We start from the raw sequence: 24299 nt of genomic DNA, 5'->3' as shown, positions 1-24299 counted from the left end.
GAGTGCTTGAAGATGGAAAAACGAATCGTTTGTTTAGCCGGTGATGGAGTTGGGCCAGAAATTATGGCGAGTGCGAAGCAAGTGTTAGAGATGGTAGAAAGGTTATTCGGTCATAAATTTTATTTGCAAGAAGAATTGTTTGGAGGCGCAGCAATTGACGTATACGGCCAGCCTCTTCCTCCCCGCACATTAACGGCATGTTTAGCAAGTGATGCAGTATTACTAGGGGCAGTTGGAGGCCCGTATTGGGATCATAAAAAAGAACGTCCTGAACAAGGACTTCTTACACTGCGAAAAGGGTTAGGAGTTTTTGCAAACGTTCGCCCAGTTTCTGTAGAAGAAGCGACGGCGCACTTATCACCGCTAAAAACAGCCGAGCAAGTTGATTTTGTTGTCGTTCGTGAATTAACAGGCGGAATCTATTTTTCGTTTCCGAAAGAACGAACAGAAGAAATGGCAACAGATACACTTACTTATCACCGGCGTGAAGTAGAACGAATTGTTTCTTATGCATTTCAATTAGCGAAAAAGCGCCGGAAAAAAGTAACTTCTATTGATAAGGCAAATGTTTTAGAATCTAGTAAACTATGGCGACAAGTAACAGAAGAAGTAGCAGTACACCACCCCGAGGTCGAGTTAGAGCACTTATTAGTAGATGCTGCCGCAATGGAACTCATTCGCAATCCAAGCCGATTTGATGTAATCGTTACAGAAAATTTATTTGGTGATATTTTAAGTGATGAAGCATCTGTACTAGCCGGTTCATTAGGAATGTTACCGTCTGCAAGTCATGCGGAGAACGGTCCGTCTCTGTACGAACCAATTCATGGATCGGCGCCAGATATTGCTGGGAAAAATAAAGTAAATCCAATCGCTATGCTTCGCTCCGTTGCAATGATGCTTGGACAATCATTTGGGTTAAGAATAGAAGGAGAAGCAATTGAAGAAGCCATTTCTACAGTTCTTCGCTCTGGAAAATGTACAGCCGATTTGGGCGGGAATGAAACGACAACTTCGTTTACAAAGTGTGTATTACAAGCGCTGGAAGAGCAGGCGCTTGTGGGGAGATGGCGATAATGGGGAAGACACTATTCGATAAACTATGGGAACGACATGTTGTAGCAACAGATGACAATGGATTGGATTTATTATATATTGACCTTCATCTCGTTCATGAAGTAACGTCACCGCAAGCCTTTGAGGGCTTGCGGCTTGCAAAGAGAACGGTGCGGCGACCGGATTTAACGTTTGCGACAATGGATCATAATGTGCCAACAAAGGATGTATGGAACGTTACAGATCATATCGCAAAACAACAGATGGATACGCTTCGTCATAATTGCGAGCAATTTCATGTACGATTAGCGGATATAGGAGATGAAGTGCAAGGGATTGTCCATGTGATTGGACCGGAACTTGGATTAACACAACCGGGAAAAACAATTGTGTGCGGTGATAGTCATACAGCGACACACGGAGCGTTTGGTGCTCTGGCGTTTGGGATTGGTACGAGTGAGGTTGAACATGTATTAGCGACCCAAACTTTATGGCAACGGAAGCCAAAAGCGATGGGAGTAGAATTAAAAGGAACATTGCCAAAAGGTGTATATGCAAAAGATATTATTCTACATTTACTCGCCATATACGGTGTTTCTGTTGGAACAGGACATGTGATAGAGTTCTATGGAGATACTGTACAAGAAATGACAATGGAAGAGCGAATGACACTTTGTAATATGGCGATTGAAGGAGGAGCAAAAGCAGGTATGATTGCTCCGGATGAAACGACGTTTGCGTATGTAAGAGGGCGCCAATATGCACCGAAAGAGTTTGAACAAGCAGTGGGAAAATGGCGTGAATTATATACGGATGAAGATGCGGTGTATGACACGGTCCTTACAGTCGATGTGACAAAATTGGCACCATATGTAACATGGGGGACTAATCCAGGAATGGGACTTCGCGTCGATGAAATGCTTCCGGCGGCAACTGATAAAAATGCTGAACGTGCCTATGCGTATATGGATCTTCAACCGGGTCAACGTGTAATGGATATTCCAATTCAACACGTGTTTATTGGTTCTTGTACAAATTCCCGTTTATCTGATTTAGAAATTGCTGCTGCGGTTGTGAAAGGGAAGAAAGTAAAAGAAGGAGTAAGGGCTCTTGTTGTCCCTGGATCAAAACAAGTGAGAGATGCAGCAATGAAAAAAGGATTGCACCTTATTTTTGAAGAAGCGGGATTTGAGTGGCGGGAACCTGGATGTTCGATGTGTCTTGGCATGAATCCAGATCAAGTGCCAGAAGGTGAACATTGCGCTTCTACTTCAAACCGTAATTTTGAAGGAAGACAAGGAAAGGGAGCGAGAACGCATCTCGTTAGCCCAGCTATGGCTGCAGCCGCTGCAGTTTACGGTCATTTTGTTGATGTGAGAAAGGAGAACTACGATGGAGCCATTTCGTATTCATAAAGGTACGACTGCAGTATTGATGCATGATAATATCGATACCGATCAAATTATTCCGAAGCAGTATTTAAAGCGGATTGAAAGAACCGGATTTGGAAAGTTTTTATTTGATGAATGGCGCTATTTAGATAATCGTCAAGAAAACCCTGACTTTCCATTGAACGCTTCTGAGCAAAATGGCGCTACAATTTTAATTACAGGAGAAAACTTCGGTTGCGGTTCTTCTCGAGAACATGCCCCGTGGGCTCTTGCGGATTATGGATTTCGCGTAATCATTGCAGGAAGTTTTGCAGATATTTTTTATATGAATTGTACGAAAAATGGAATACTTCCGATTGTAATGGAAAAGGAGATTCGTAAGCAACTTGCGGCTACTCAGCCGCAGACGATGATAGAAATAGATTTAGAGAATGAAGTAATAATAACTCCTAAGATGAGCTTTTCTTTTTCTATTGAACGCATGTGGAAAGAAAAATTGCTAAGTGGTTTAGATGATATTGGGGTTACACTTCAGTATGAGAATGCGATTACAGAATATGAGATAAAAATATGTGTGAATGGATAGAAATACAAAATAAATAACTAATTTTGTAAAAAAAATTAAATGAAAATGATTTACTTTCAATTTAATTGGTAGTATACTGACTTAAAACTAAGAGGAGAAAGGGAGTAATGAGAATGTTTACTTTCCAATCAGTCATTTTATTTACACAACATCATCATACATAAACCCTTGAACCTAGCGTGAAAAAACGTGTAGGTACAAGGGTTATTCCTGTTGTACCTACATTCTCCAAAGAGCTATGTAGGTATTTTTATCTACATAGCTCTTTTTTTCGTTTATAAGCGCTATGTTATGAATGTATGAGTATTGACGAAGATGAACTCGTAGCAAATCTGTCGGAATATTCCTAATTTTATCGTGTTACAAGGGATAGCTGAGTGTTGAGTTGGAGAAGTTCAAGAAGTTAAAAATGGACATATAAAAGAAGCATAATAGACATGTTATCATTGTAGATTTTTTGTATATATGTGCCGAGAAAGTAGGGGGGGTAATGATGAAAAAATGGAAACGAGCCAATCCGAATGGAACAAGAGATTTTTTATTTCAAGAATGTACAATAATGGAAGAAATTGAACAAAGATTAAGACGAACATTTATCGATAGGGGATATGAAGAAATCCGGACACCTATGATTGAATTTTATGATGTATTTGCATTTCAAAATCGTCCTGTTGATGAGGAAAAAATGTATAAGTTTTTTGATTCTGAAGGACGTATCCTCGTTCTGAGACCAGATATGACAATTCCGTTAGCACGTGTAATTGGGACAAAAAAGATGAAAACACCATTTAAATTAACATATAGTGGAAATGTTTTTAGAGCAAATGAATCTTTAACGGGAAAATATAATGAAATTACACAAACTGGAATTGAAATTATAGGTATTGGTAATATACGTGCGGAAGTTGAGTGTATTGTAAGCACGATTGCAGCTTTACAATCAGCTGGTATTCAATCATTTAAAATTGAAATTGGCCAAGTGGAGCTCTATAAATCTATTGTGAAAAAATTATCTTTGCGAGAAGAAGATGAATATGCATTGCGAGAGTATATTGAAAGTAAAAACCTTGCTGCTTTGTCCCGCTTTTTACAAGAAAAGCAGTTAGATATGCAAGACGAAACAGTGCGATTATTACAAAAGTTGCCTCGTTTATTTGGAGGATTAGAAGTAGTTGAAGAGGCCGAAAAACTTGCTGTGAGTAAAGAAATGAAAAGAGCCATTACGAGAATAAAAAATATATATGAAAACATTGATCGTCTTGGTTATGGTCAATATATATCTATTGATTTGGGGATGATTCAACATCTTAATTATTATACCGGTGTAATCTTTCGAGGATATATATGTGATGTTGGAGAAGAGATTGTGAGCGGCGGGAGATATGATGAATTGATTGGGAATTTTGGTGAGTCTTTACCGGCTGTAGGCCTAGCGATTCAAGTAAATCAAATTGTACGTACTTTACAAGAACGTAAAGAAAATTCATACAAAAAACAAATAGATTCCCTCATATATTATTCGTTAGATATGATTTCAGAAGCAGAAAAATTACGTATTTTACTTGGGAAAGATGGTATAAAGGTAGAACTGTCCATGTTAGAAAATTTACAAGATACATTTCAATTTGCAAGAGCACATGATGTGAAAACTGTAATTGATGTATCAGGAGATACTTTAGTTGAATATGTTTGGCAAGGTAAATGGATCATGCAGAAAAAAGGAGAATCCTCATGCGTAGCATTCAAATTGCGTTAACGAAAGGGAGATTAGAAAAATATGCGATTTCGTTATTCGAACGAATCGGCATGGATTGCTCAGAGCTAAAGGATAAAGGAAGGAAGCTTGTATTTCAAAGTAAAAACTCACAAGTTTCATTCATTCTTGTAAAAGCAGTTGATGTCGTAACATATGTCGAGCATGGTATCGCGGATATTGGTGTTGTTGGGAAAGATATTTTGCTTGAATATGAAAACGATGTATATGAAATGATTGATTTAGGGGTAGGACGTTGTAGATTTTGCGTTGCTTCCGTCTCGTCGTATAGTCCAAACGGTTATAACAAAAAGAGGATTGCAACAAAGTATCCGAATATTACTTCTGCATATTTCCGTAAGAAGGGAGAAGATGTAGAGATTATTAAAATAGAAGGTTCTGTAGAGATTGCCCCTCTGTTAGGATTAGCAGATGCAATCGTTGATATTGTAGAAACGGGACAAACGTTGAAAGAAAATGGATTACTAGTGTTTGAAGAAATTTGTGACATTTCAGCACGTTTAATTGTAAACAAAGCATCTTTAAAAATGAAAAAAGACGAAATATTCAATATTATAAATAAAATGGAAGGTGTTCTAGTAGAAAAGAAATAATAGGAGGATAGATATGGGAATTATATATGAGGATTATTCAAATATTTTATGGAAGGTAAAACAACTAAGAGAACAGGCTAATACAATAGAAGAAAAAATACAACAAGATGTAAGGGAAATTGTCGTAAATGTAAAAGAAAAGAAAGATGATGCGCTATTTTCGTATACGAAGGCTTTTGACAAAGTAGAGTTGACCCAATTTCAAGTTTCGGAAGAAGAACTAGAGTTAGCTTATCAAAGTGTTGAACCAGCATTTTTAGCAGCATTGGAAGAAGCAAAGAAGAATATCATTTCCTATCACGAAAAGCAAAAAAGACAAGCTTTTATTGATACAGAGAAAGAAGGGATTATTCGCGGGCAGCTTGTTCGGCCATTGCAAACTGTTGGTGTATATGTACCAGGAGGAACGGCAGCGTATCCATCATCAGTGCTCATGAATGTCTTACCAGCAAAAATTGCGGGCGTCAATAAGATTTTCATGGTAACACCGCCGAATTGTGAAGGCGTAGATCCACATATTTTAGCTGCGGCAAAAGTTGCTGGAGTTGATGAGGTATATACAGTAGGGGGAGCACAAGCAATTGCTGCGTTAGCATACGGGACGGAATCGATTCCGTGTGTTGATAAGATTGTAGGACCAGGAAATATATATGTTGCATTAGCGAAGCGAGAAGTATTTGGTTCTGTTCATATCGATATGATTGCTGGTCCGTCTGAAATTGTTGTTATTTCTGATGAAACGGGAAATGCAGCGTATATTGCTGCTGATTTATTATCGCAAGCAGAACACGATGTACAGGCAACTGCTATTTGTATCACAACTAGTTTAGAATTAGCACAGAAAGTGAATAGAGAAATAGAAAAACAATTGATGAGCCTTCCGAGAAGCGAAATAGCTCGTGAATCCATTAATAGAAACGGAGCGATTCTTGTTGCAGATTCATTGGAACAAGCATTTCAGCTCTCAAATGAAATTGCTCCGGAACATCTAGAGTTACATGTAAAAGAACCGATGACCGCTCTTCCGTATATTCAACATGCAGGCTCTATCTTTTTAGGCCCGTATGCTCCGGAACCATTAGGTGATTATATGGCAGGTCCGAATCACGTGTTACCAACGAGTGGAACAGCAAGGTTTTTTTCTCCATTATCTGTTGATGATTTTGTGAAAAAATCGAGTTTTTTATTTTATACAAAAGAGGCTCTTGGAAAAGTGCAACAACATATTGTCAATCTAGCAGAAAAAGAAGGATTACAAGCTCATGCAAGAGCAATTGAAATTCGCTTTGAAGGAGGGGAAAAGTAATGCGTGCTGCCAAACAAACGAGAAGTACGACGGAAACAAAAATTTCTGTAGCACTGCAATTAGATGATAATCAAGAAGTTTCAATTCAAACGGGAGTTGGTTTTTTTGATCATATGTTGACATTATTTGCAAGGCACGGCCGCTTCGGGTTGCAGATTGAAGCTGATGGCGATGTGTATATTGATGCTCATCATACGGTAGAAGATGTTGGCATTGTTCTTGGAAACTGTTTAAAAGAAGCGCTTGGTGATAAAGCAGGAATTAATCGTTACGGCACAGCCTATGTACCGATGGACGAAGCGTTAGGATTTGTTACTGTTGATATAAGTGGAAGGTCCTACCTCGTGTTTGACGGTGAATTTACAAATCCAAAATTGGGTGATTTTGACACGGAGCTAGCTGAAGAATTTTTTCGCGCGGTAGCTCATGCAGCAAACATAACTTTACATGCACGAGTTATATATGGAAGTAATACGCATCACAAAATTGAAGCACTTTTTAAAGCGTTTGGACGTGCACTACGTGATGCAACCGAAAAAAACGAAAAAATTATAGGGGTAAATTCCACGAAAGGACTGTTGTAATATGATTGCGATTGTAGATTATGGAATGGGCAACATTCGCAGCGTAGAGCAAGCGTTAAGACATATTGGAGCAGAGTATATTGTAACAGATGAAGTAGAAGCATTTCTAAATAGCGACGGCGTTATTTTGCCGGGGGTTGGTGCGTTTCCAAGGGCGATGCGTTGTTTAGAAGAGAAAGGACTAATTTCTGTTTTGAAGCAAGTTGCGATTGCAGGAAAACCGCTATTTGGAATTTGTTTAGGGATGCAGCTATTATTTGAAGGAAGTGAAGAGATTGAAAGAACGAAAGGGTTAGGGCTGCTTCCAGGAACGGTAAAGAAACTAGATGTACCATATAAAATTCCTCATATGGGATGGAATAAGTTGGAGAAGAAAAAAGAACATCCTTTATGGAATAAAATAGAGGATGGTGCTTTCGTCTATTATGTTCATTCTTATTATGCACAATGTCCGAGTGACGTTGTAGTAGGTGCTAGTGATTATGGTGTTCTCGTACCGGGAATTGTTTCAAAAGGAAATGTATTTGGGGCTCAGTTCCATCCTGAAAAAAGTGGTGAAATAGGAATTCAAATATTACGAAATTTTAAGGAGGTTATAGAAACATGGAAATCTTCCCAGCTATTGATTTAAAAAATGGCCGCTGCGTTCGTTTGTATCAAGGACAATTTCAACAAGAAACAGTAATGAATGAAAACCCAGTTGCCCAAGCATTACTATTTGAACAACTTGGTGCACGTGTACTACACATTGTCGATTTGGACGGAGCTGTTGCTGGTCGTTCAGAGAATTTGTCTGTCATTGAAGATATTTGCAAAGCAGTGCGAATTCCAGTGCAAGTAGGGGGCGGGATTCGCTTGGTTGCTGCAATTGAAACACTGTTATCAGTTGGAGTAATGAAAGTAATTCTTGGAACAGCAGCATTGTATGATCGTCCATTTGTAGAAGAAGCAGTTCGATTATATGGCGATAAAATTATTATAGGAATTGATGCGAAAAATGGCTATGTAGCAACGCGAGGATGGCTAGATGTGTCTGAAACGTCTTACATACAACTCGCAAAGGAAATGGAGATAATAGGTGTACAGACGCTTGTTTTTACTGACATTTCTAGAGATGGAACACTTGCAGGCCCAAATTTCGAACAATTACAAAAATTGCAAGATGAAGTATCGATTCAAATTGTTGCTTCCGGCGGTGTGAGTTCGCTTGCTGATGTTGAGAAGTTACAGGATATGAACTTATATGGCGTTATTATTGGGAAGGCATTATATGATAAAAAAGTTATGTTAGAAGAAGCATTGCAGGTGACAGGCATATGCTAACAAAGCGAATTATTCCATGTTTGGATGTGAAAAATGGTCGTGTTGTAAAAGGAATAAATTTTGCCTTGTTACAAGATGTTGGTGATCCTGTTGCAATTGCCGCAGTATACAATCAAGCAGGTGCAGATGAACTTGTGTTTTTAGATATTACAGCAACGTATGAAGAACGAAAAACAATGATTGATGTTGTAGAACGTACAGCAAATCAAGTATTTATTCCTCTAACCGTTGGAGGTGGAATCTCGTCTGTTCAAGATATGTATGCATTACTTCGAGCAGGTGCCGATAAAGTTTCATTAAATTCAGCGGCAGTACGAAGACCAGAATTAATACAAGAAGGAGCAGAGCAATTTGGTTCTCAATGTATAGTCGTTGCAATTGATGCAAGAAAGGTCGAAGAAAACAAGTGGAATGTATATGTAAATGGAGGCCGCAATGATACAGGAATAGATGTAATCGAATGGGCAAAACGCGTGGAAAGTTTAGGCGCCGGGGAATTACTTTTAACGAGTATGGATGCAGATGGGACGAAAGATGGCTATGATTTACTTTTAACAGAAACAGTTTCAAAATCAGTTGGTATTCCGGTAATTGCTTCGGGTGGATGCGGGGCAATTGAACATATTGCAGAAGTTTTTCAGCAAACATCAGCAAATGCAGCGTTAGCGGCTTCTATTTTTCATTACGGCATGGCAACCATTCAAGAAACGAAGCAAAAGTTACAAGAAGCGCAAATTGAGGTGAGATTGTGAAGCCGGATTTTTCAAAAGGATTATTGCCAGCTATTGTGATAGAAGAAGGAACAAAAGAAGTTTTGATGCTAGCTTATATGAATAAAGAAGCGTATGAAAAAACATTAGACACAAAAATGACCTGGTTTTATTCTCGCTCACGAAGCAGTTTGTGGAATAAGGGGGAAACATCAGGACATGTCCAACATGTGAAATCATTATATTTAGATTGCGATCAAGATTCTATTATGGTAGTTGTTCAGCAAGTTGGTGTAGCTTGCCATACAGGAGAAAAGTCATGTTTTCATAATAAGGTGTTATAGGGGGAAAAGGAAATGAGCGATGTGTTGCAACAGTTATATGAAACACTTCTACAGCGAAAAGAGAATCCTATTTCTGAGTCGTATACAAATTACTTATTTACAAAAGGTGAAGACAAAATATTAAAGAAATTAGGAGAAGAATGTACTGAAATTGTAATTGCAGTGAAAAATGATGAGAAAGACGAGCTTATAAAAGAAATTGCTGATTTTACGTATCATTGCTTAGTGTTACTAGTAGAAAAAAATGTCTCATTACAAGAGATAGTAGAAGAATTAAATAAACGCCAAGGACAATTGTCAAGAGTGGGCGAAAGAAAAGAAATTGATACATTATAGGAGGGGAGAAAGATGAGAGTAGATTATCACCTTCACTTAGAAGAAGGGCCGTATTCAATGCGGTGGTTATCACGCACAAATGAAGCGCTCGAGTATTTTGCACCGATTGAGGAAGAGAAACATTCAATGGAATGGATCTTAAAGATAGGGGAACGTTTGCAAAAGCGGGTAAAGGAAGGTGCGTTTTCACAGGAGTGGATTGATTTATACTTAGAGGAAGCAGTGCGCAAAGGAATACGGGAAGTTGGAATCGTTGACCACTTATATCGTTTTTCTGAAGCGAAAGAATACTATGAGCGCTATGTCGATATTAGTGATTCTGAACTTGGACATCTGCAAAAAGAATGGCTAGATCAAGTAAGAGTAGAGTCGATTGGAAACTTTACGAAAGCAATTGAAGATGCGAAAGAAAGATGGAAAAAACGAGGCGTGACATTACGCCTTGGGATAGAAGCAGATTATTTCATTGGCGGGGAAGAAGAACTGTCACAGTTATTAACGTTAGGGAATTGGGATTATGTGATTGGTTCTGTTCATTTTATTAATGGATGGGGATTTGATAATCCGGATACAGACAATTATTTTAGACAACACGATTTACGTATGTTATATCAGACATTTTTTCAAACGTTAGAAAAAGCAATACGTTCTGGCTTATTTGATATTGTTGCACATTTAGATAATATAAAAGTGTTTAATTATCGCTTAGATGAAAATGAACAATTACCGTATTATGAGAAAATTGCCCAGGCTTTAATCGAAACAAATACAGCTACGGAAGTGAATGCTGGTTTATATTATCGATACCCTGTAAGAGAAATGTGTCCAAGCCCTTTGTTTTTACAGCGCTTAGTACATTATGGTGTTCCGATTACAATTTCGTCAGATGCACATTTCCCGAATGATTTAGGAAGTTACGTAAAAGAAAATATAGAAACACTTCGTAATCATGGTGTAACGCACATTGCAACATTTGAAAAACGAATCCGAAACATGAAATCGATTGAATATGTAAAAGAGAATGCATTGTGATTTTTATTAGTAGGGGATTTACCCCTTACTGTCCGTTAATACGGGATGAAAACTGCTTTTTTTGTTTACACTAACGTTGAACAAAAAAGGAGGCTCTTCTTATGGCGAAACAACAATATAAAGATACTGGAAAGTTAACGAATCAGAGCAATGCTTTGCAAAAAGATCAATCAGAGCAAGCAATTATACAAGAACAAATTAGTGATACAGTAGCAGAAGGAACAATTGATGTGAAGCTAGGACAAGGAAAAGATGAATAAAGTGAGATTTCTATGAAAAGAGGCTGAATGTATTCAGCCTCTTTTCATATTTTTATAAAGAACGGTGATAAAACAAAAAGAAAAACGAGTGCATATCATCTTTTGTTCCACATAACTGCAACGTAAATGTAGAACAATCAAAACGGATTTATATAGTTTAATCAAATTCCTTGTCTTTTTTCTACGGAATTTTTTACAATAATATTGAATGGGCATATTTTTATGTAAAAAAGAAAGGATGCTTAAACATGGCGAAAATTTTAATAGCAGGACAAATTCCAGAAATCGGACTACAGTTGTTACGAGGTCATGAAGTAGAAATGTATGATAAGGAAGAGTTAATTGGCACAGAAGAACTAGTGAAACGTGTGCAAGATAAAGACGCATTATTAAGCTTACTTTCAACAAAAGTTACGGAAGAAGTTATTGATGCTGCACCGCATTTGAAAATTATTGCAAACTACGGTGCTGGATATGACAATATTGATTATAAATATGCAGTAGAAAAAGACATAGCGGTAACAAACACGCCAAAAGTTTCAACGGAGGCAACGGCAGAGCTAACGTTTGCAATTCTTTTAGCAGCAGCACGTCGTATTCCAGAAGGCGATACACTATGTCGTACAGTTGGTTTTAATGGCTGGGCACCGCTCTTTTTCTTAGGGCGTGAAGTATATGGTAAAACAATCGGTATTATTGGTCTTGGAGAAATTGGAAAAGCGGTAGCGAAACGAGCAAAGGCATTTGGTATGAATATTGTGTATACAGGGCCAAGTCGTAAGTATGAGGCGGAGCAAGAATTAGAAGCAACATATGTAACGCTAGAAGAACTATTACAAACAGCAGATTTTATTACAATTAACTGTGCGTATAATCCAAAGTTGCATCATATGATTGATGAAGAACAGTTTAGAATGATGAAAAAAACTGCTTATATTATTAATGCGGCACGTGGTCCAATTATGAATGAAGAAGCACTTGCTCATGCTTTAGAGACAAAGGAAATTGAAGGAGCGGCACTTGATGTGTTCGAGTTCGAACCGGAAATTACAGAAAAATTAAAAGGATTAACAAACGTTGTGTTAACACCTCATATTGGAAATGCAACGATTGAAACACGTGATGCAATGGCAGAAATGGCAATGCGCAATATTTTAGAGGTGCTAGAAGGGAATGAACCATTAACTCCGGTGTATAAAAAAGAACTTGTGACGAAATAAAGTGAAACTTTAATCAGTGGGGGGTTCTTTCTCACCCACTGATTATCAGCCCTCACCAATCGGGCTTTTACGGGCAGTTTATCTCCCACCTAACTTCTTTGCTTTTGCTGAGTTTTGAGGCGGGAGTATTACTGCCCGTTAATGCGGGATAAAAAAGAACCTTCCTATCAAGGAAGGCTTCGCTATTTTATTCTTTGTTTGCTCGTTTTTTTTGTGATGGTCGCTGTCTAAGAAATTGAGATAGCATATACAAAATATAAAGTGGAATAGCAATGAATAAAAACACTGAAATATTGCCGACACTCGTTTTATACATCGTATAAATGATTCCAACTAAAAAGAGTGTAACGATAATACTATATTTTGGAATCGGTACATCTTTCATACTTGGAATACGAATGCGACTAACCATAAGAAAAGCGAATGTTACGAATACTGTAATAAGTACGATTTTTGGAATCGTATGTGAAAATAAAGTAAGGAAGGCAACAAGACCACCTGCAGCTGTAATTGGTACACCAGTAAAATATTTCATTGATGTTGATGATGGTGTAACATTGAAGCGAGCTAATCTGTATGCTCCAAATAGAGGGAAAAGTCCTGCTATGTATAATCCGATAATACCGTAATTAGAGAAAGATGTGTAATACATCAATACAGCGGGTGCAGCACCAAATGTAACGACATCTGCTAATGAATCAAGTTCTTTTCCGAGCTGTGAATCGACGCGAAGTAAGCGTGCGATTCTTCCATCAAGGCTATCTAGCATCATTCCGATCAAAACTAAAATTGCCGCTGATTTGTAGTATCCTAATGAGGCGTAGCCGATGGATAGAAATCCACTATATAAATTTCCGAGCGTAAATAAGTTTGGAATGGCTGCTCTGTACAAAATCTGATCCCTTGCTTTCTATTATAGATTCTTGAATAGTTTATGAAAGTTTATCTTTTTTATCATAACATAAATTTCCTATAATCGTCGAAAAAATTCTTCGTTTTGAGAAAGATTTTAGCGTATTTTTTCTTTGTTTAATTCAAAACTATTATATATATTATTTTTAAAATATACAAGTCGCTGCTATGTAGAAAAAATAAGCCCCGCTACTCGCCTGCTCCCTCTGTTTTAAACCCCGCACGTGGCAGAAAAAGACCCTGACCGCTTCAATGTATGGCCAGATGCTTTCGTCCCTCCTAAAAAGAAAAGGGTTTTATGTTTGTATTTTAATTTAGATATATATCTAAATTAAAATAACCCTCGAATCGTTATCGTTCGAAGGTTATTTCCTTATTCAAATTTCGTTGTCATCGTACCAGTTTTATATTGATTATGTGGATCAAATCGTAACAAATCACCGTAAATGAGCTTATCAGAGTAATTCAACTCTGTTTTTGCCTTTTCGATATACGGTTGACAAATAGAAATATCAGTCGGTTCACCAGTTTTTTTGTTATAGCAGACATTTTTTGTATACAGATAATCATTTGTGACGAAGCTTCCGTCACGCATAATCATAAGAGGATCATTATTTGAATCAAATAAATCTGTTCCAAATTCAATAGAATTGTTTGTTTTTATACCGAGTAAATGTAGAAGTGTTGGTTTCACATCAATTTGCCCAGAAACTTTTGAAATGACTTGTCCTTTTTGACCAGGTATGTGAATGATGAGTGGCACTCGTTGTAGCTGCATCGTATCAAAAGGAGTAAGTGCTTCTTTTCCTAAAAATTGGGCCATAGCTGCATTATGATTTTCAGAAATACCATAATGATCTCCGTAAATAATGATAATAGAATTATCGTATAACCCTTCTTCTTTTAATTGTTCAACAAAATGTTTTAATGCTTCATCTGTATAACGTACAGTTGGAAAATAACGATTTACAACGCCGCTTTCTGAATTGTATTCACCAATGAATTGATCTTCTGGTTGCAGCAAAAATGGAAAATGATTTGTTAATGTAATGAATTTCGTATAGAACGGTTGTGGTAAAGATTTTAATTTCGGAATAGATTGCTCGAAAAATTCTTTATCTTTTAATCCCCAACCAACAGACATTTGTTCTGCATTTGTATAGTCTTGCAAATTGAAATAGCGATCATATCCAAGTGTAGGATACATCAAATCACGGTTCCAAAATGATTTATCATTTGAATGAAATACAGCGGAGTAATATCCGTGTTTTTTTAGTTGTTCTGGTGTAGCTGTATATTCATTATTCGCATGTGTAAAGAAAGCAGAGCCGCGATCAAGCGGATATAAAGAGTTTTCAATAATAAATTCGGCGTCTGATGTTTTTCCTTGTCCGGTTTGATGATAAAAGTTATTGAAGTAATAGCTTTCTTTAATAAAGTTATTTAAAAATGGTGTAATTTCTTTTCCATCTATTTTTTGATTGATAACAAAATTTTGTGTAGATTCCATTGAAATTAAAATGACATTCTTTCCTTTTGCCACGCCGAACAAATCTTTATTTGCTTGTCTATCTTTTGTTTTCACATAGTTATCAATTTCAGAAAAAGCATCTCCACTTGCAAAGGCACGCTGAGCAGATGATTTCGATTGCAGCGCAATATCATAAATATGATATGTATATAAACCAAGATTTTTCACAACTGTTTGGCGATCAAATGAATGCGAAAAGAGTTGTGGTTTATAAATAACTGAGATAACCATTTGCAAGGCTAATATTGCTGTTACACCGCTAAAAAATGTTTGTTTTTCTTTTCGCGATAGAGAAGCTTTGTCACAAAAATTAGGGAATTTCCGTGATAATATGACTAAAATAATGGTATCTGCAAATAAAAGGAGTGTTTTATATGTAAATAATTCTTTTATACTTGTTCCTAAATCAGCCATGTTATTCGTTTGAAATAATACTGGGAATGTTACAAAATCATTGTAAAATCCGTAAAACATCGCGTTGCCAAATAAAATAAAAGATAACACTATACTAATGCTAATAATGATACGATTTCGATGTTTTGCTGCTAATAAAGCGAAACCGAAAAATAATAATAATGAAGCTAACGGATTAAAGAACAACATGATTTGTTCGAAAGCGTTATTAATCTTCATATCAAAAGCTAATTTGTATACAATAAATGTTTTGATCCATAATAGAACGACTGCTAAGAGAGCGAATCGTACTTTTGGAAACAAGCGTTGCATCATATTTGGTTCCTCCTACTACCTATAAGTAACCGTCTTTTTTTATGTATATAACCGGTTACATCTCTCTATATTTTTTTACTATGTGTACTATTATATAAAAACATAGTGAATTTGTGGATGCTTTTCTCATAATTGGGTAGAAAAAGGGAAGATGGATAAAATAATGTCATCTTTGGAAATGTGGAGGAGTACTATGAGGAAAATAAGTTGTTTTATATTGAGTTGCTTCATTTTACTTGGAAACCCAGCTCCTTTTTTGGCTGAACATGAACCATTATTATTAGAAGATGCCCTTTATTCGGTGCTGTTTCCGAGAATAAATGAAGCGATTCAAAAGTATTATGGGAAGCAAAAGCCATATGAGTGCCCGAAAATCATTAGTATGAAAAAAATGTACAGCGGTACATATTTGTTCCGTGCTTCTATTGAAATCATTAAATATGAGCCAGGAGTAGGAGGGAAAAAACTTCCGCCATTTGAAAAAGTAACAATCACGTTTGAAAATGATGAGGGGGAATGGTCCGTGAAGAATATAGATGTGAAGCGCTTACCAGATAATACAAAAATAAATTGTCGTAAACCAGTATGAAAAAAGTATTTGACAAATAAATCAGTCATTTGCTATTGTTAATAGCAATAAAAAGATGCTTGAAAATTAAATAGACTTACCTCATCTACACTCAAAGGTAGAGGCCGCGATAATCAAGAGTAAGCTATAGGAAATATAGTGGGATTCATGATTATAGTCTGAAAGGGATTATCGCCGAAATATATGAATAGCCACTTTATTCATATATTGGGACTGCATTGAATAAATGTAGTACTGTCATAAGTTTTTGACTTATGGAGAGCTATTTGGAGATGTTTGATGCGGTTTCTTATTTGAGAAAATAACAACAAGTTTATTTTTTCATCATATATTCTTCCAATAAGAAACGCGTGTGAACATTGTTCCGCGCGTTTTTTGTTTACCTTATTTGGAATAATATGAACAAATAAGGGACGTCATATATACAAGTTAGAAACCTCCTTTCTTTTTAATGGATGTCAAGAGCATCTGGCCGCGTATAGAAACGATCAGAACCTTTTCTTACCACATGCAGTGTTTAAAACAAAAGGAGGAAGCAAGTAGCGATCATGTTGTATGCTGCATAACAGTGACTTATCTGTCAAAAAATTAAAATGGATATATATATGGTTTTGAGAAAAAAAGGGAGGAATTCACATGTATTTACACGGCACAAGCCGCATTAATGAGCAAGGACATTTAGAAATTGGGGGATGCGATGCTACTGAACTTACAGCGACATATGGAACACCTCTTTATGTATATGATGAAGCAGCAATTCGTGAGAAATGTCGTGCATTTCATCGTGCTTTTAGAGAGAGTGGGTTCTCTTATCAAGTAGCATATGCAAGCAAAGCGTTCTTGTGCATGGAAATGTGCCGACTAGCTGCAGAAGAAAATATGTCGCTTGATGTTGTGTCTAGCGGAGAGTTATATACGGCGCTGCAAGCAGGATTTCCGGCTGAACGTATCCATTTCCATGGCAATAATAAAACAGAAGAAGAGATAAGAATGGCGCTAGAAGCTAACATTGGGTGTTTCGTTGTAGATAATTTTTTGGAACTAGAAATATTGCATGATTTGGCAAAAGAATACGGAAAAGTTGTCAGTGTTCTACTTCGTGTGACTCCAGGAGTAGAAGCGCATACACATGAATATATTACAACAGGTCAAGATGATTCCAAGTTTGGTTTTGGTATTTCAACGGGGCATGCATTACAAGCAATGAAAAGTGCATTAGAAAAATCAAATTACCATGTGTTAGGAATTCATTCTCATATTGGATCGCAAATTTTTGAAACAGCAGGATTTGTTCGTGCAATTGAAGTGCTTCACAAATTTTTAGAATTAGTGAGAAAAGAAACGGATTACGTAGCTCCCGTATTAAATGTAGGCGGTGGCTTTGGAATTCGTTATACGGAAGGAGATACCCCGCTTGCTCTTGGTGATTATGTGCAAGCTGTAACAGATGCAGTACGCGAGCAGTTTACAGCTTATGGATACCCACTGCCAGAAATTTGGGTAGAACCAGGTCGTAGTATTGTTGGTGATGCAGGAACAACTTTGTACACAGTGGGTGCAACTAAAGATATTCCAGGCATTCGCAAGTACGTATCGGTTGATGGGGGTATGACAGATAACCTTCGACCAGCACTTTACGGAGCTCGTTATGAAGCATTGCTAGCAAACCGAGCAAATGAATCTGCCGAAGAAGTGGTTTCCATTGCAGGGAAGTGTTGTGAAAGCGGCGATATGCTCATTTGGGATGTCGCGCTCCCAAAAGTTGTTTCTTGTGATCTCTTGGCTATTTCTTGTACAGGGGCATATGGTTATTCCATGGCGAATAATTATAATCGTATTCGTCGACCAGCAGTTGTGTTTGTGAAAAGTGGAAAATCTCATGTTGTTGTTGAGAGAGAATCGTATGAGAATATTATCGGGAACGATCGCATACGTATAAAGGAATTTGTATAAAATGAAACTTCTATCAATGACGACTTCATCCCGCTACTGATGGTTAGCCCAAGAAGGAGTTTTTTAGGTGAATAACTCCTTCTTCTTAAAAAAATAAATTTTATCGGAAAACTAGGATTGAAAAAATTCAGAATTGTGTTAAAGTGAAGATATAATTAAATTCTTATCAAGAGCGGCGGAGGGAACTGGCCCGAAGAAGCCCGGCAACCTACTTTATAAAAGTAAGGTGCTACTTCCAGCAAAATGGAATCCATTTTGGAAGATAAGGTAGATACGTTACCGGAACAGTCTTTTCGAAATGGGAAAGATTTTTTTTATGAAAAAAGGGGGGCTGTTCATGGGGAGACGCGAACAATTTGAGGAAGTAGCAAGTAAGATTCAAGCGATGCTTGCTGATATGAAATATGGTTCAATTACAATTGTTGTGCAAGATGGTAAAGTGATTCAACTTGAAAAAAGTGAAAAAGTACGTTTGAAATAAGCATGCTGACTAGAAAAACTAGAGGCGGCTTTAATCTATTAAAAATAGATTAAAGCCGCCTTTTTATATGATTTATATGTAGGAGGAGAACGATGTTAACGTATGAAAATTGGCAAGATAATTTTGTTTCATTTCCAGAGGATGATGAAACGAAAGGTGCTTTAGCGACGGTGCGCTGGGCCTATGAACATTATAGGCAGGATATTGTGTATGCATGCAGTTTTGGGGTAGAAGGAATGGTCTTATTGCATATTATTAACCAAGTAAATCCATCTGCAAATGTTGTATTTTTAGATACAAATGTTCATTTTCAAGAAACGTATGACTTAATTAAAAAAGTACGAGAACGATTTCCTCAGTTGAATATTATTGAAAAGCAACCGAACCTTACACTTGGAGAACAAGCTAAAGAGCATGGTGATAAATTATGGGAACATAATCCAAACCTTTGTTGTCAATTAAGAAAAATTAAGCCGTTAGAAGAAGGACTAACAGGTAGGAAAGCATGGATATCAGGTTTAAGAAGAGAGCAGTCTGAAACGAGAAAAAATACGCAGTTTATTAATCAAGATCATCGATTTCAATTTGTTAAAATTTGTCCGCTTATTCATTGGACTTGGAAAGAGGTTTGGCGTTATGTATACAAGCATAATTTGCCATACAATCCACTTCATGATATTGGATATCCGAGCATCGGATGTGAAACGTGCACAGTACGAGTACAAGAAGGCAGTGATTTAAGAGATGGACGGTGGGCTGGCATGACAAAAACGGAATGCGGTCTTCATATCGATAAAAGCTGATAAAGTGAAACTTTAATCAGTGGGGGTTTTCTTCATCCCCCACTGATTATTAGTTGAACCAATCGGGCTTTTACGGGCAGTTTATCTCCCGCCTAACTTCTTTGCTTTTGCTGAATTTTGAGGCGGGAGTATTACTGCCCGTTAATGCGGGATAAAAAAGGAGGAGACGAGAATGAGTGATACAAAAGCAATAGTGAATCGAATTGATACAACGTATGAAACCGCACATATCGTAAAGGAAATTGAGTTAGATGGGGTGGCGTTAAGTGATTTAGAACTGATCGCTATCGGTGGATATAGCCCGCTTACTGGTTTTTTAGGGGAAAGTGATTATGAGTCTGTAGTAGCGGAAATGAGATTAACAGATGGAGAAGTATGGAGCATTCCCATTACATTGCCTATAACAGAAGAAAAAGCGAAAGAATTGCAAGTAGGAGAAGAAGTTAGGCTTGTAAAAGAAGGAGTGACTTATGGTGTGATTCAAGTTGAAGAGATTTACACGCCAAATAAAGAAAAAGAAGCATTCCTTGTCTATAAAACGGTAGAAGACGAACATCCGGGTGTGAAGAAATTATATGATCGTCCTAATGTATATGTAGGAGGAACTATTACACTTGTGAAACGAATTGAAAAAGAGAAATTTTCTGCATATTATTTAGAGCCTAGTGAAACGCGAGCGGAGTTTCAGCGGCGCGGCTGGAAAACAATCGTTGGCTTTCAAACGAGAAATCCAGTACACCGTGCGCATGAATATATTCAAAAAGCAGCTCTTGAAATCGTTGACGGTTTGTTTTTAAATCCGCTCGTTGGTGAAACGAAGTCAGATGATATTCCAGCTGATGTTCGCATGGAAAGTTATGAAGTACTTCTTGAACACTACTATCCAAAAAATCGTGTCTTTCTATCAGTATTTCCGGCAGCAATGCGATATGCGGGTCCTCGTGAAGCGATTTTCCATGCACTTGTCAGAAAAAACTTTGGATGTACGCACTTTATTGTTGGTCGTGACCACGCTGGTGTTGGAAATTATTACGGCACGTATGAAGCGCAGGAGATTTTTAGCAATTTTACAATAGAAGAGTTAGGGATTACCCCTCTCTTTTTTGAGCATAGTTTCTATTGTGCAAAATGTGAGGGAATGGCATCGACAAAAACATGTCCGCATGGAAAGGAAGATCATGTCATTTTATCAGGCACAAAGGTAAGAGAGCTGTTACGAAATGGAGAACTGCCGCCAAGTACGTTTAGTCGTAAAGAAGTAGTAGAAGTTTTAATTCGTGGTTTACAAAAAGAAGTTGTGACAAAGTAAGGAGAGAAAAAATGGGAACAAATATTACTTGGCATGCAGCATCTGTTTCAAAAGAAGAACGCCGAAAACAGAATAAGAATCATAGTTTTGTTCTGTGGTTCACAGGCCTATCAGCTTCTGGGAAGTCTACAGTAGCCAATGCAGTAGCTCGCAAATTATTTGAGGGAAATATCGGTAATTATGTATTAGACGGAGATAATATTCGTCACGGTTTAAATAAAGATTTAGGATTTTCCGAAGAGGACCGCACAGAAAATATTCGGCGCATCGGCGAAGTGGCGAAACTATTTGTTGATAATGGAAGCATTGTAATAACAGCATTTATTTCACCATTTCGAGAAGATCGTAAGCAAGTGCGTGACATATTAGAACAAGATGAGTTTGTTGAAGTGTTTGTAAAGTGTCCGATTGAAGAATGTGAAAAGCGTGATCCAAAAGGGTTGTATAAAAGGGCAAGAAGCGGAGAGATTAAGCAGTTTACGGGAATTGATTCTCCATATGAAGAGCCGATCCAAGCTGGCATCATCGTAGAAACACATCGCTATTCTATTGAAGAATGTGCACAGCAAATTATTGCTTACTTGCAAAAACGAAGCTTTATCCCGCAATTTGTGGGCAGTAAGACCCCGCCTCAAGATTAAGAGAGAATCGTTGGCTAGTTCCAGTGGCTTCGCTTCTTCCCCCTAACATTCTGGGGGAGGAAGAAAATCCCCACTGATTAAAGTTTCACTTTATTTAGGGAGGAAACAAGATGAGTTATGAAAAAGTGTGGGCAAACAATGAAAAATTAAATGCAACAGAGAAAAAGAAATTAGAAAAAGACGGTTTAGAGATTTTTAAAAATATACCACATTATGCTGAACATGGATTTGCGTCTATTCCGAAAGAAGAATGGGATTCTTTTAAGTGGGCAGGATTATATTTGCAGCGCCCAAAAGAGGCTGGATATTTTATGATGCGTGTGAATATCCCGTCTGGAATTATAACGAATGAACAAATTGAAGCTCTTGCTTCAATTGCAAAAGATTACGGCCGCGATGTACTTGATATTACAACGCGTCAAGCAATTCAGTTTCATTGGCTACAAATTGAGCAAATTCCAGACATTTTTAAGCTATTAGAAAAAGTAGGTTTATCAACAGCTGGTGCATGCGGTGATATTACACGTAATATTACAGGGAATCCACTTGCTGGAATTGATGAAAATGAATTGTTTGATACACAAGTAATTGTGCGGGAGGTATACGAATACTTTCAGCACAATGAAGAATTTTCAAATTTACCTCGCAAATTCAAAATGTCAATTAGCTCCAATTTGTATAATTCAGCAAGTGCTGAGATTAACTGCATAGCATTTATACCTGCAACGAAAGAAATTAACGGGGAAAAGGTCATTGGGTTTCATGTGAAAGTAGGAGGAGGTTTATCAGCGCGCCCATATTTGGCGGAAGAATTAGATGTATTTGTTTTACCAGAGCAAGTAAAAGGTGTAGCAATTGCGATTGCGACGATTTTTCGTGATTTTGGTTATCGTGAAAAGCGCCACCTTGCACGCCTAAAATTTCTTGTTGCAGATTGGGGAGCAGAAAAGTTTAAAGAGCAGTTATTACAATATACAGGACCCTTATATGAGAGAGGAGAAAGTGCTCTAAAGGGATGGAATGCTGGTTACTTTTACGGTGTTCATAAACAGAAACAAGATAATCGATACTATATTGGTTTTAATGTACCAGTTGGTCGTCTACATGCAGAAGAAATGTATGAGATTGCTAGAATCGCAAAGCAATATGGGAATGGTGAGATTCGGACATGTAACTCGCAAAATATTATTATACCGAACGTATTAAGAGAGAGTGTTGATGTGTTATTACAAGAACCATTATTTGAAGCGATTTCCGCAAAGCCAAAGTCATTTATCGGCTATGCAGTTTCTTGTACAGGAATTGAATATTGCAATTTGGCATTAGTGGAGACGAAAGAAAGATTACGTAATATCGCAGATTATTTAGATACACAGCTTGTATTAGATGTACCCGTTCGTATTCATATGGTCGGTTGTCCAAACTCTTGCGGACAAAGACAAATTGCCGATATCGGTTTGCAAGGTATCAAAATGAAAACGAAAGAAAAAGGAATGGTTGAAGCGTTTGAGATTTATGTAGGCGGGACCCTGCTTGACGGCGGTGCTTACAATGAAAAGTTAAAAGGGAAAATAGATGGTGAAGACTTGCCAAATGTTCTTGCTGCATTTTTAACCTATTTTAAGGAAAATAAGCTCCCTAGTGAAACGTTTTATGAATTTGTTGGTCGTGTTGGAATAACGAATCTACAAGGAGTATTAGATACAATTTTAGAAGAAGTGATTGCATCGTAGGAGGGGAACAATATGGATTTATATCGTTTTGAAGCTGTTCTAGCAAATGGTGTTGTTCCAGTAGTCGTTGTTGCGCAAAGTGAAGAGCAAGCATTTCGTCTCGTCGAAGTGGAACTTGAAAAATATTTTTTACCTTTGCCGGAAGTGAAAGAAATTTCTTTATATGAGAAAAAGAAAATTCGGAAAGGCGCAGCTTTTGTTTTACATGAACAGGAAACGATTTAATCAATGGAAGTGGGGAATAGGACGGAACATTGTCAACTTCCATTAGTAGAAAATGTTCTGCTGATGGAAGTTTTACTTTATAGAAGAAATGAGGGGGAAATATGGGGAAAGTGTACATTGTTGGGGCAGGGCCAGGGGACCCGGAGTTAATTTCTGTGAAAGGTGTAAAATGTATTAAGCAAGCAGATGTTATTTTATATGATCGTCTTGTGAATAAAGAACTGCTTTCTTATGCAAAGCCAGAAGCGGATTTAATTTACTGCGGGAAACTCCCGAACTACCATACGATGAAGCAAGAAACGATTCATGCTTTTTTAGTGAAGTATGCAAAGAAAGGAAAGATTGTGACGCGTTTAAAAGGCGGAGATCCGTTCGTATTTGGGAGAGGCGGCGAAGAAGCAGAGGTATTGGTGAAGCATGGTATTCCGTTTGAAATTATTCCAGGGATTACAGCAGGAATTGCAGCTTCTGCATATGCAGGAATTCCTGTCACACACCGCGAGGCTAGCACAAGTTTTGCAGTTGTAACCGGGCACCGGAAAGAAGGAGCAAAAGAAGAAGTGAAATGGGAAAACTTAGCGAAAGGCGTCGATACACTTGCTGTTTATATGGGGTTAAGTAATCTTCCTTATATATGTGAACAGCTTTTGAAATATGGGAAAAATGAAAACACGCCAGTAGCGATGATTGAGTGGGGAACAACATTATCTCAGCGTACAATTACAGGGACACTAGGAAGTATCGTATCTATAGCGAAAGAGGAGCGAATTCAAAATCCGAGTATGATTGTAATCGGAGAGGTTGTACGCTATCGAGAGAAAATTCAATGGTTTGAACAAACGATGGAACAATCATATCCACTTAGCGGAGTACTTTAA

General features: G+C 37.5%; 26 protein-coding genes and 2 riboswitches. Of the genes, 24 read left to right on the top strand and 2 right to left on the bottom strand.

Features of this window, described 5'->3' with window-relative positions:
- The first annotated feature begins 12 nt into the window (after positions 1-12).
- From leuB to BR72_RS18210, 15 genes are all read left to right on the top strand, one after another.
- Positions 13-1077, top strand: coding sequence for a 3-isopropylmalate dehydrogenase (gene leuB, locus BR72_RS18275; RefSeq protein WP_035435301.1), 1065 nt, complete (start codon positions 13-15; stop codon positions 1075-1077).
- Positions 1077-2471 carry a 3-isopropylmalate dehydratase large subunit gene (gene leuC / locus BR72_RS18270; protein WP_035435299.1) on the top strand — a complete coding sequence of 465 codons (1395 nt, stop codon included), beginning with the start codon at positions 1077-1079 and terminating at the stop codon, positions 2469-2471. Before leuB ends, leuC begins: the two co-directional genes overlap by 1 nt.
- Positions 2449-3033 carry a 3-isopropylmalate dehydratase small subunit gene (gene leuD, locus BR72_RS18265; protein ID WP_035435297.1) on the top strand — a complete coding sequence of 195 codons (585 nt, stop codon included), beginning with the start codon at positions 2449-2451 and terminating at the stop codon, positions 3031-3033. Before leuC ends, leuD begins: the two co-directional genes overlap by 23 nt.
- A 493-nt stretch (positions 3034-3526) precedes the next feature.
- Positions 3527-4789 carry an ATP phosphoribosyltransferase regulatory subunit gene (gene hisZ, locus BR72_RS18260; protein WP_035435295.1) on the top strand — a complete coding sequence of 421 codons (1263 nt, stop codon included), beginning with the start codon at positions 3527-3529 and terminating at the stop codon, positions 4787-4789.
- Positions 4765-5400 carry an ATP phosphoribosyltransferase gene (hisG, locus tag BR72_RS18255; RefSeq protein ID WP_035435293.1) on the top strand — a complete coding sequence of 212 codons (636 nt, stop codon included), beginning with the start codon at positions 4765-4767 and terminating at the stop codon, positions 5398-5400. The genes hisZ and hisG overlap by 25 nt, the downstream gene beginning before the upstream one ends.
- Positions 5401-5413: 13 nt before the next feature.
- Complete coding sequence (gene hisD, locus BR72_RS18250) at positions 5414-6706, top strand: histidinol dehydrogenase (protein WP_035435291.1); 1293 nt, start codon at positions 5414-5416, stop codon at positions 6704-6706.
- Complete coding sequence (hisB, locus tag BR72_RS18245; RefSeq protein WP_035435289.1) at positions 6706-7290, top strand: imidazoleglycerol-phosphate dehydratase HisB; 585 nt, start codon at positions 6706-6708, stop codon at positions 7288-7290. The genes hisD and hisB overlap by 1 nt, the downstream gene beginning before the upstream one ends.
- 1 nt (position 7291) lies before the next feature.
- Positions 7292-7921 carry an imidazole glycerol phosphate synthase subunit HisH gene (hisH, locus tag BR72_RS18240; RefSeq protein WP_035435287.1) on the top strand — a complete coding sequence of 210 codons (630 nt, stop codon included), beginning with the start codon at positions 7292-7294 and terminating at the stop codon, positions 7919-7921.
- Complete coding sequence (gene hisA, locus BR72_RS18235) at positions 7894-8613, top strand: 1-(5-phosphoribosyl)-5-[(5-phosphoribosylamino)methylideneamino]imidazole-4-carboxamide isomerase (RefSeq protein WP_035435284.1); 720 nt, start codon at positions 7894-7896, stop codon at positions 8611-8613. Before hisH ends, hisA begins: the two co-directional genes overlap by 28 nt.
- On the top strand, positions 8607-9365 hold the full coding sequence (gene hisF / locus BR72_RS18230; RefSeq protein ID WP_035435282.1) for an imidazole glycerol phosphate synthase subunit HisF: 759 nt from the start codon (positions 8607-8609) through the stop codon (positions 9363-9365). Before hisA ends, hisF begins: the two co-directional genes overlap by 7 nt.
- Positions 9362-9667: a phosphoribosyl-AMP cyclohydrolase gene (hisI, locus tag BR72_RS18225; RefSeq protein WP_035435280.1), complete on the top strand. Its 306-nt coding sequence runs from the start codon at positions 9362-9364 to the stop codon at positions 9665-9667. Before hisF ends, hisI begins: the two co-directional genes overlap by 4 nt.
- Positions 9668-9679: 12 nt before the next feature.
- Positions 9680-10003 (top strand): phosphoribosyl-ATP diphosphatase, encoded by a 324-nt coding sequence (gene hisE / locus BR72_RS18220; protein WP_035435277.1) that lies wholly within the window; start codon positions 9680-9682, stop codon positions 10001-10003.
- 12 nt (positions 10004-10015) lie between these two features.
- Positions 10016-11035 (top strand): histidinol phosphate phosphatase domain-containing protein, encoded by a 1020-nt coding sequence (locus tag BR72_RS18215; RefSeq protein ID WP_035435273.1) that lies wholly within the window; start codon positions 10016-10018, stop codon positions 11033-11035.
- 101 nt (positions 11036-11136) lie between these two features.
- Positions 11137-11295 carry a DUF4025 domain-containing protein gene (locus tag BR72_RS25850; protein ID WP_081904929.1) on the top strand — a complete coding sequence of 53 codons (159 nt, stop codon included), beginning with the start codon at positions 11137-11139 and terminating at the stop codon, positions 11293-11295.
- A 248-nt stretch (positions 11296-11543) separates the two neighbouring features.
- Entirely contained in the window at positions 11544-12515 is a 972-nt protein-coding gene (locus BR72_RS18210) for an NAD(P)-dependent oxidoreductase (protein WP_035435270.1), read from the top strand.
- A gap of 187 nt (positions 12516-12702) precedes the next feature.
- On the opposite strand, the gene pssA is transcribed toward BR72_RS18210, so the two are convergent.
- Positions 12703-13407 carry a CDP-diacylglycerol--serine O-phosphatidyltransferase gene (gene pssA, locus BR72_RS18205; protein WP_035435268.1) on the bottom strand — a complete coding sequence of 235 codons (705 nt, stop codon included), beginning with the start codon at positions 13405-13407 and terminating at the stop codon, positions 12703-12705.
- 393 nt (positions 13408-13800) lie between these two features.
- Positions 13801-15687: an LTA synthase family protein gene (locus tag BR72_RS18200; protein ID WP_035435266.1), complete on the bottom strand. Its 1887-nt coding sequence runs from the start codon at positions 15685-15687 to the stop codon at positions 13801-13803.
- Positions 15688-15880: 193 nt separating this feature from the next.
- Between BR72_RS18200 and BR72_RS18195 the strand changes: the two genes are divergently transcribed.
- The 9 genes from BR72_RS18195 to cobA all read left to right on the top strand — a co-directional run bounded on the left by BR72_RS18195 (position 15881) and on the right by cobA (position 24299).
- Positions 15881-16276 carry a DUF3888 domain-containing protein gene (locus BR72_RS18195; protein ID WP_035435264.1) on the top strand — a complete coding sequence of 132 codons (396 nt, stop codon included), beginning with the start codon at positions 15881-15883 and terminating at the stop codon, positions 16274-16276.
- Between the two features lie 90 nt (positions 16277-16366).
- Positions 16367-16549, top strand: a riboswitch (Lysine riboswitch).
- 363 nt (positions 16550-16912) lie between these two features.
- Positions 16913-18229, top strand: a complete 1317-nt coding sequence (gene lysA, locus BR72_RS18190) for a diaminopimelate decarboxylase (protein ID WP_035435262.1) — start codon at positions 16913-16915, stop codon at positions 18227-18229.
- 160 nt (positions 18230-18389) lie between these two features.
- Positions 18390-18498: riboswitch (SAM riboswitch) on the top strand.
- A 68-nt stretch (positions 18499-18566) separates the two neighbouring features.
- Complete coding sequence (locus BR72_RS25845) at positions 18567-18710, top strand: YezD family protein (protein WP_081904928.1); 144 nt, start codon at positions 18567-18569, stop codon at positions 18708-18710.
- A 92-nt stretch (positions 18711-18802) separates the two neighbouring features.
- Positions 18803-19513, top strand: a complete 711-nt coding sequence (locus BR72_RS18185) for a phosphoadenylyl-sulfate reductase (RefSeq protein ID WP_035435259.1) — start codon at positions 18803-18805, stop codon at positions 19511-19513.
- A 172-nt stretch (positions 19514-19685) separates the two neighbouring features.
- Positions 19686-20822, top strand: a complete 1137-nt coding sequence (gene sat / locus BR72_RS18180; protein ID WP_035435258.1) for a sulfate adenylyltransferase — start codon at positions 19686-19688, stop codon at positions 20820-20822.
- 11 nt (positions 20823-20833) lie between these two features.
- Positions 20834-21463, top strand: coding sequence for an adenylyl-sulfate kinase (gene cysC / locus BR72_RS18175; protein WP_035435256.1), 630 nt, complete (start codon positions 20834-20836; stop codon positions 21461-21463).
- 110 nt (positions 21464-21573) lie between these two features.
- Complete coding sequence (locus tag BR72_RS18170; protein WP_035435255.1) at positions 21574-23196, top strand: nitrite/sulfite reductase; 1623 nt, start codon at positions 21574-21576, stop codon at positions 23194-23196.
- A 12-nt stretch (positions 23197-23208) separates the two neighbouring features.
- Entirely contained in the window at positions 23209-23421 is a 213-nt protein-coding gene (locus tag BR72_RS18165) for a DUF3906 family protein (RefSeq protein WP_035435253.1), read from the top strand.
- Between the two features lie 101 nt (positions 23422-23522).
- On the top strand, positions 23523-24299 hold the full coding sequence (gene cobA / locus BR72_RS18160; RefSeq protein ID WP_035435251.1) for a uroporphyrinogen-III C-methyltransferase: 777 nt from the start codon (positions 23523-23525) through the stop codon (positions 24297-24299).

It is taken from the genome of Bacillus sp. UNC322MFChir4.1, from assembly GCF_000746135.1.
Classification (GTDB): domain Bacteria; phylum Bacillota; class Bacilli; order Bacillales; family Bacillaceae_G; genus Bacillus_A.
The sequence above is the reverse complement of the archived record's forward strand: the minus strand, read 5'-3'. Positions and strand labels throughout refer to the sequence as shown.

What these genes read in the sequence shown, in the direction of transcription:
- cobA (WP_035435251.1), top strand. Translation starts at nt 23,523, where the DNA reads ATGGGGAAAGTGTACATTGTTGGGGCAGGGCCAGGGGACCCGGAGTTA.
- lysA (WP_035435262.1), top strand. Translation starts at nt 16,913, where the DNA reads ATGTATTTACACGGCACAAGCCGCATTAATGAGCAAGGACATTTAGAA.
- BR72_RS18170 (WP_035435255.1), top strand. Translation starts at nt 21,574, where the DNA reads ATGAGTTATGAAAAAGTGTGGGCAAACAATGAAAAATTAAATGCAACA.
- BR72_RS18200 (WP_035435266.1), bottom strand. Translation starts at nt 15,687, where the DNA reads ATGATGCAACGCTTGTTTCCAAAAGTACGATTCGCTCTCTTAGCAGTC.
- leuD (WP_035435297.1), top strand. Translation starts at nt 2,449, where the DNA reads ATGGAGCCATTTCGTATTCATAAAGGTACGACTGCAGTATTGATGCAT.
- hisZ (WP_035435295.1), top strand. Translation starts at nt 3,527, where the DNA reads ATGAAAAAATGGAAACGAGCCAATCCGAATGGAACAAGAGATTTTTTA.
- BR72_RS25845 (WP_081904928.1), top strand. Translation starts at nt 18,567, where the DNA reads ATGGGGAGACGCGAACAATTTGAGGAAGTAGCAAGTAAGATTCAAGCG.
- BR72_RS18165 (WP_035435253.1), top strand. Translation starts at nt 23,209, where the DNA reads ATGGATTTATATCGTTTTGAAGCTGTTCTAGCAAATGGTGTTGTTCCA.
- hisF (WP_035435282.1), top strand. Translation starts at nt 8,607, where the DNA reads ATGCTAACAAAGCGAATTATTCCATGTTTGGATGTGAAAAATGGTCGT.
- hisD (WP_035435291.1), top strand. Translation starts at nt 5,414, where the DNA reads ATGGGAATTATATATGAGGATTATTCAAATATTTTATGGAAGGTAAAA.
- BR72_RS18210 (WP_035435270.1), top strand. Translation starts at nt 11,544, where the DNA reads ATGGCGAAAATTTTAATAGCAGGACAAATTCCAGAAATCGGACTACAG.
- BR72_RS18215 (WP_035435273.1), top strand. Translation starts at nt 10,016, where the DNA reads ATGAGAGTAGATTATCACCTTCACTTAGAAGAAGGGCCGTATTCAATG.
- BR72_RS18195 (WP_035435264.1), top strand. Translation starts at nt 15,881, where the DNA reads ATGAGGAAAATAAGTTGTTTTATATTGAGTTGCTTCATTTTACTTGGA.
- hisE (WP_035435277.1), top strand. Translation starts at nt 9,680, where the DNA reads ATGAGCGATGTGTTGCAACAGTTATATGAAACACTTCTACAGCGAAAA.
- leuB (WP_035435301.1), top strand. Translation starts at nt 13, where the DNA reads ATGGAAAAACGAATCGTTTGTTTAGCCGGTGATGGAGTTGGGCCAGAA.
- hisB (WP_035435289.1), top strand. Translation starts at nt 6,706, where the DNA reads ATGCGTGCTGCCAAACAAACGAGAAGTACGACGGAAACAAAAATTTCT.
- cysC (WP_035435256.1), top strand. Translation starts at nt 20,834, where the DNA reads ATGGGAACAAATATTACTTGGCATGCAGCATCTGTTTCAAAAGAAGAA.
- BR72_RS18185 (WP_035435259.1), top strand. Translation starts at nt 18,803, where the DNA reads ATGTTAACGTATGAAAATTGGCAAGATAATTTTGTTTCATTTCCAGAG.
- BR72_RS25850 (WP_081904929.1), top strand. Translation starts at nt 11,137, where the DNA reads ATGGCGAAACAACAATATAAAGATACTGGAAAGTTAACGAATCAGAGC.
- sat (WP_035435258.1), top strand. Translation starts at nt 19,686, where the DNA reads ATGAGTGATACAAAAGCAATAGTGAATCGAATTGATACAACGTATGAA.
- hisH (WP_035435287.1), top strand. Translation starts at nt 7,292, where the DNA reads ATGATTGCGATTGTAGATTATGGAATGGGCAACATTCGCAGCGTAGAG.
- leuC (WP_035435299.1), top strand. Translation starts at nt 1,077, where the DNA reads ATGGGGAAGACACTATTCGATAAACTATGGGAACGACATGTTGTAGCA.
- hisG (WP_035435293.1), top strand. Translation starts at nt 4,765, where the DNA reads ATGCGTAGCATTCAAATTGCGTTAACGAAAGGGAGATTAGAAAAATAT.
- hisA (WP_035435284.1), top strand. Translation starts at nt 7,894, where the DNA reads ATGGAAATCTTCCCAGCTATTGATTTAAAAAATGGCCGCTGCGTTCGT.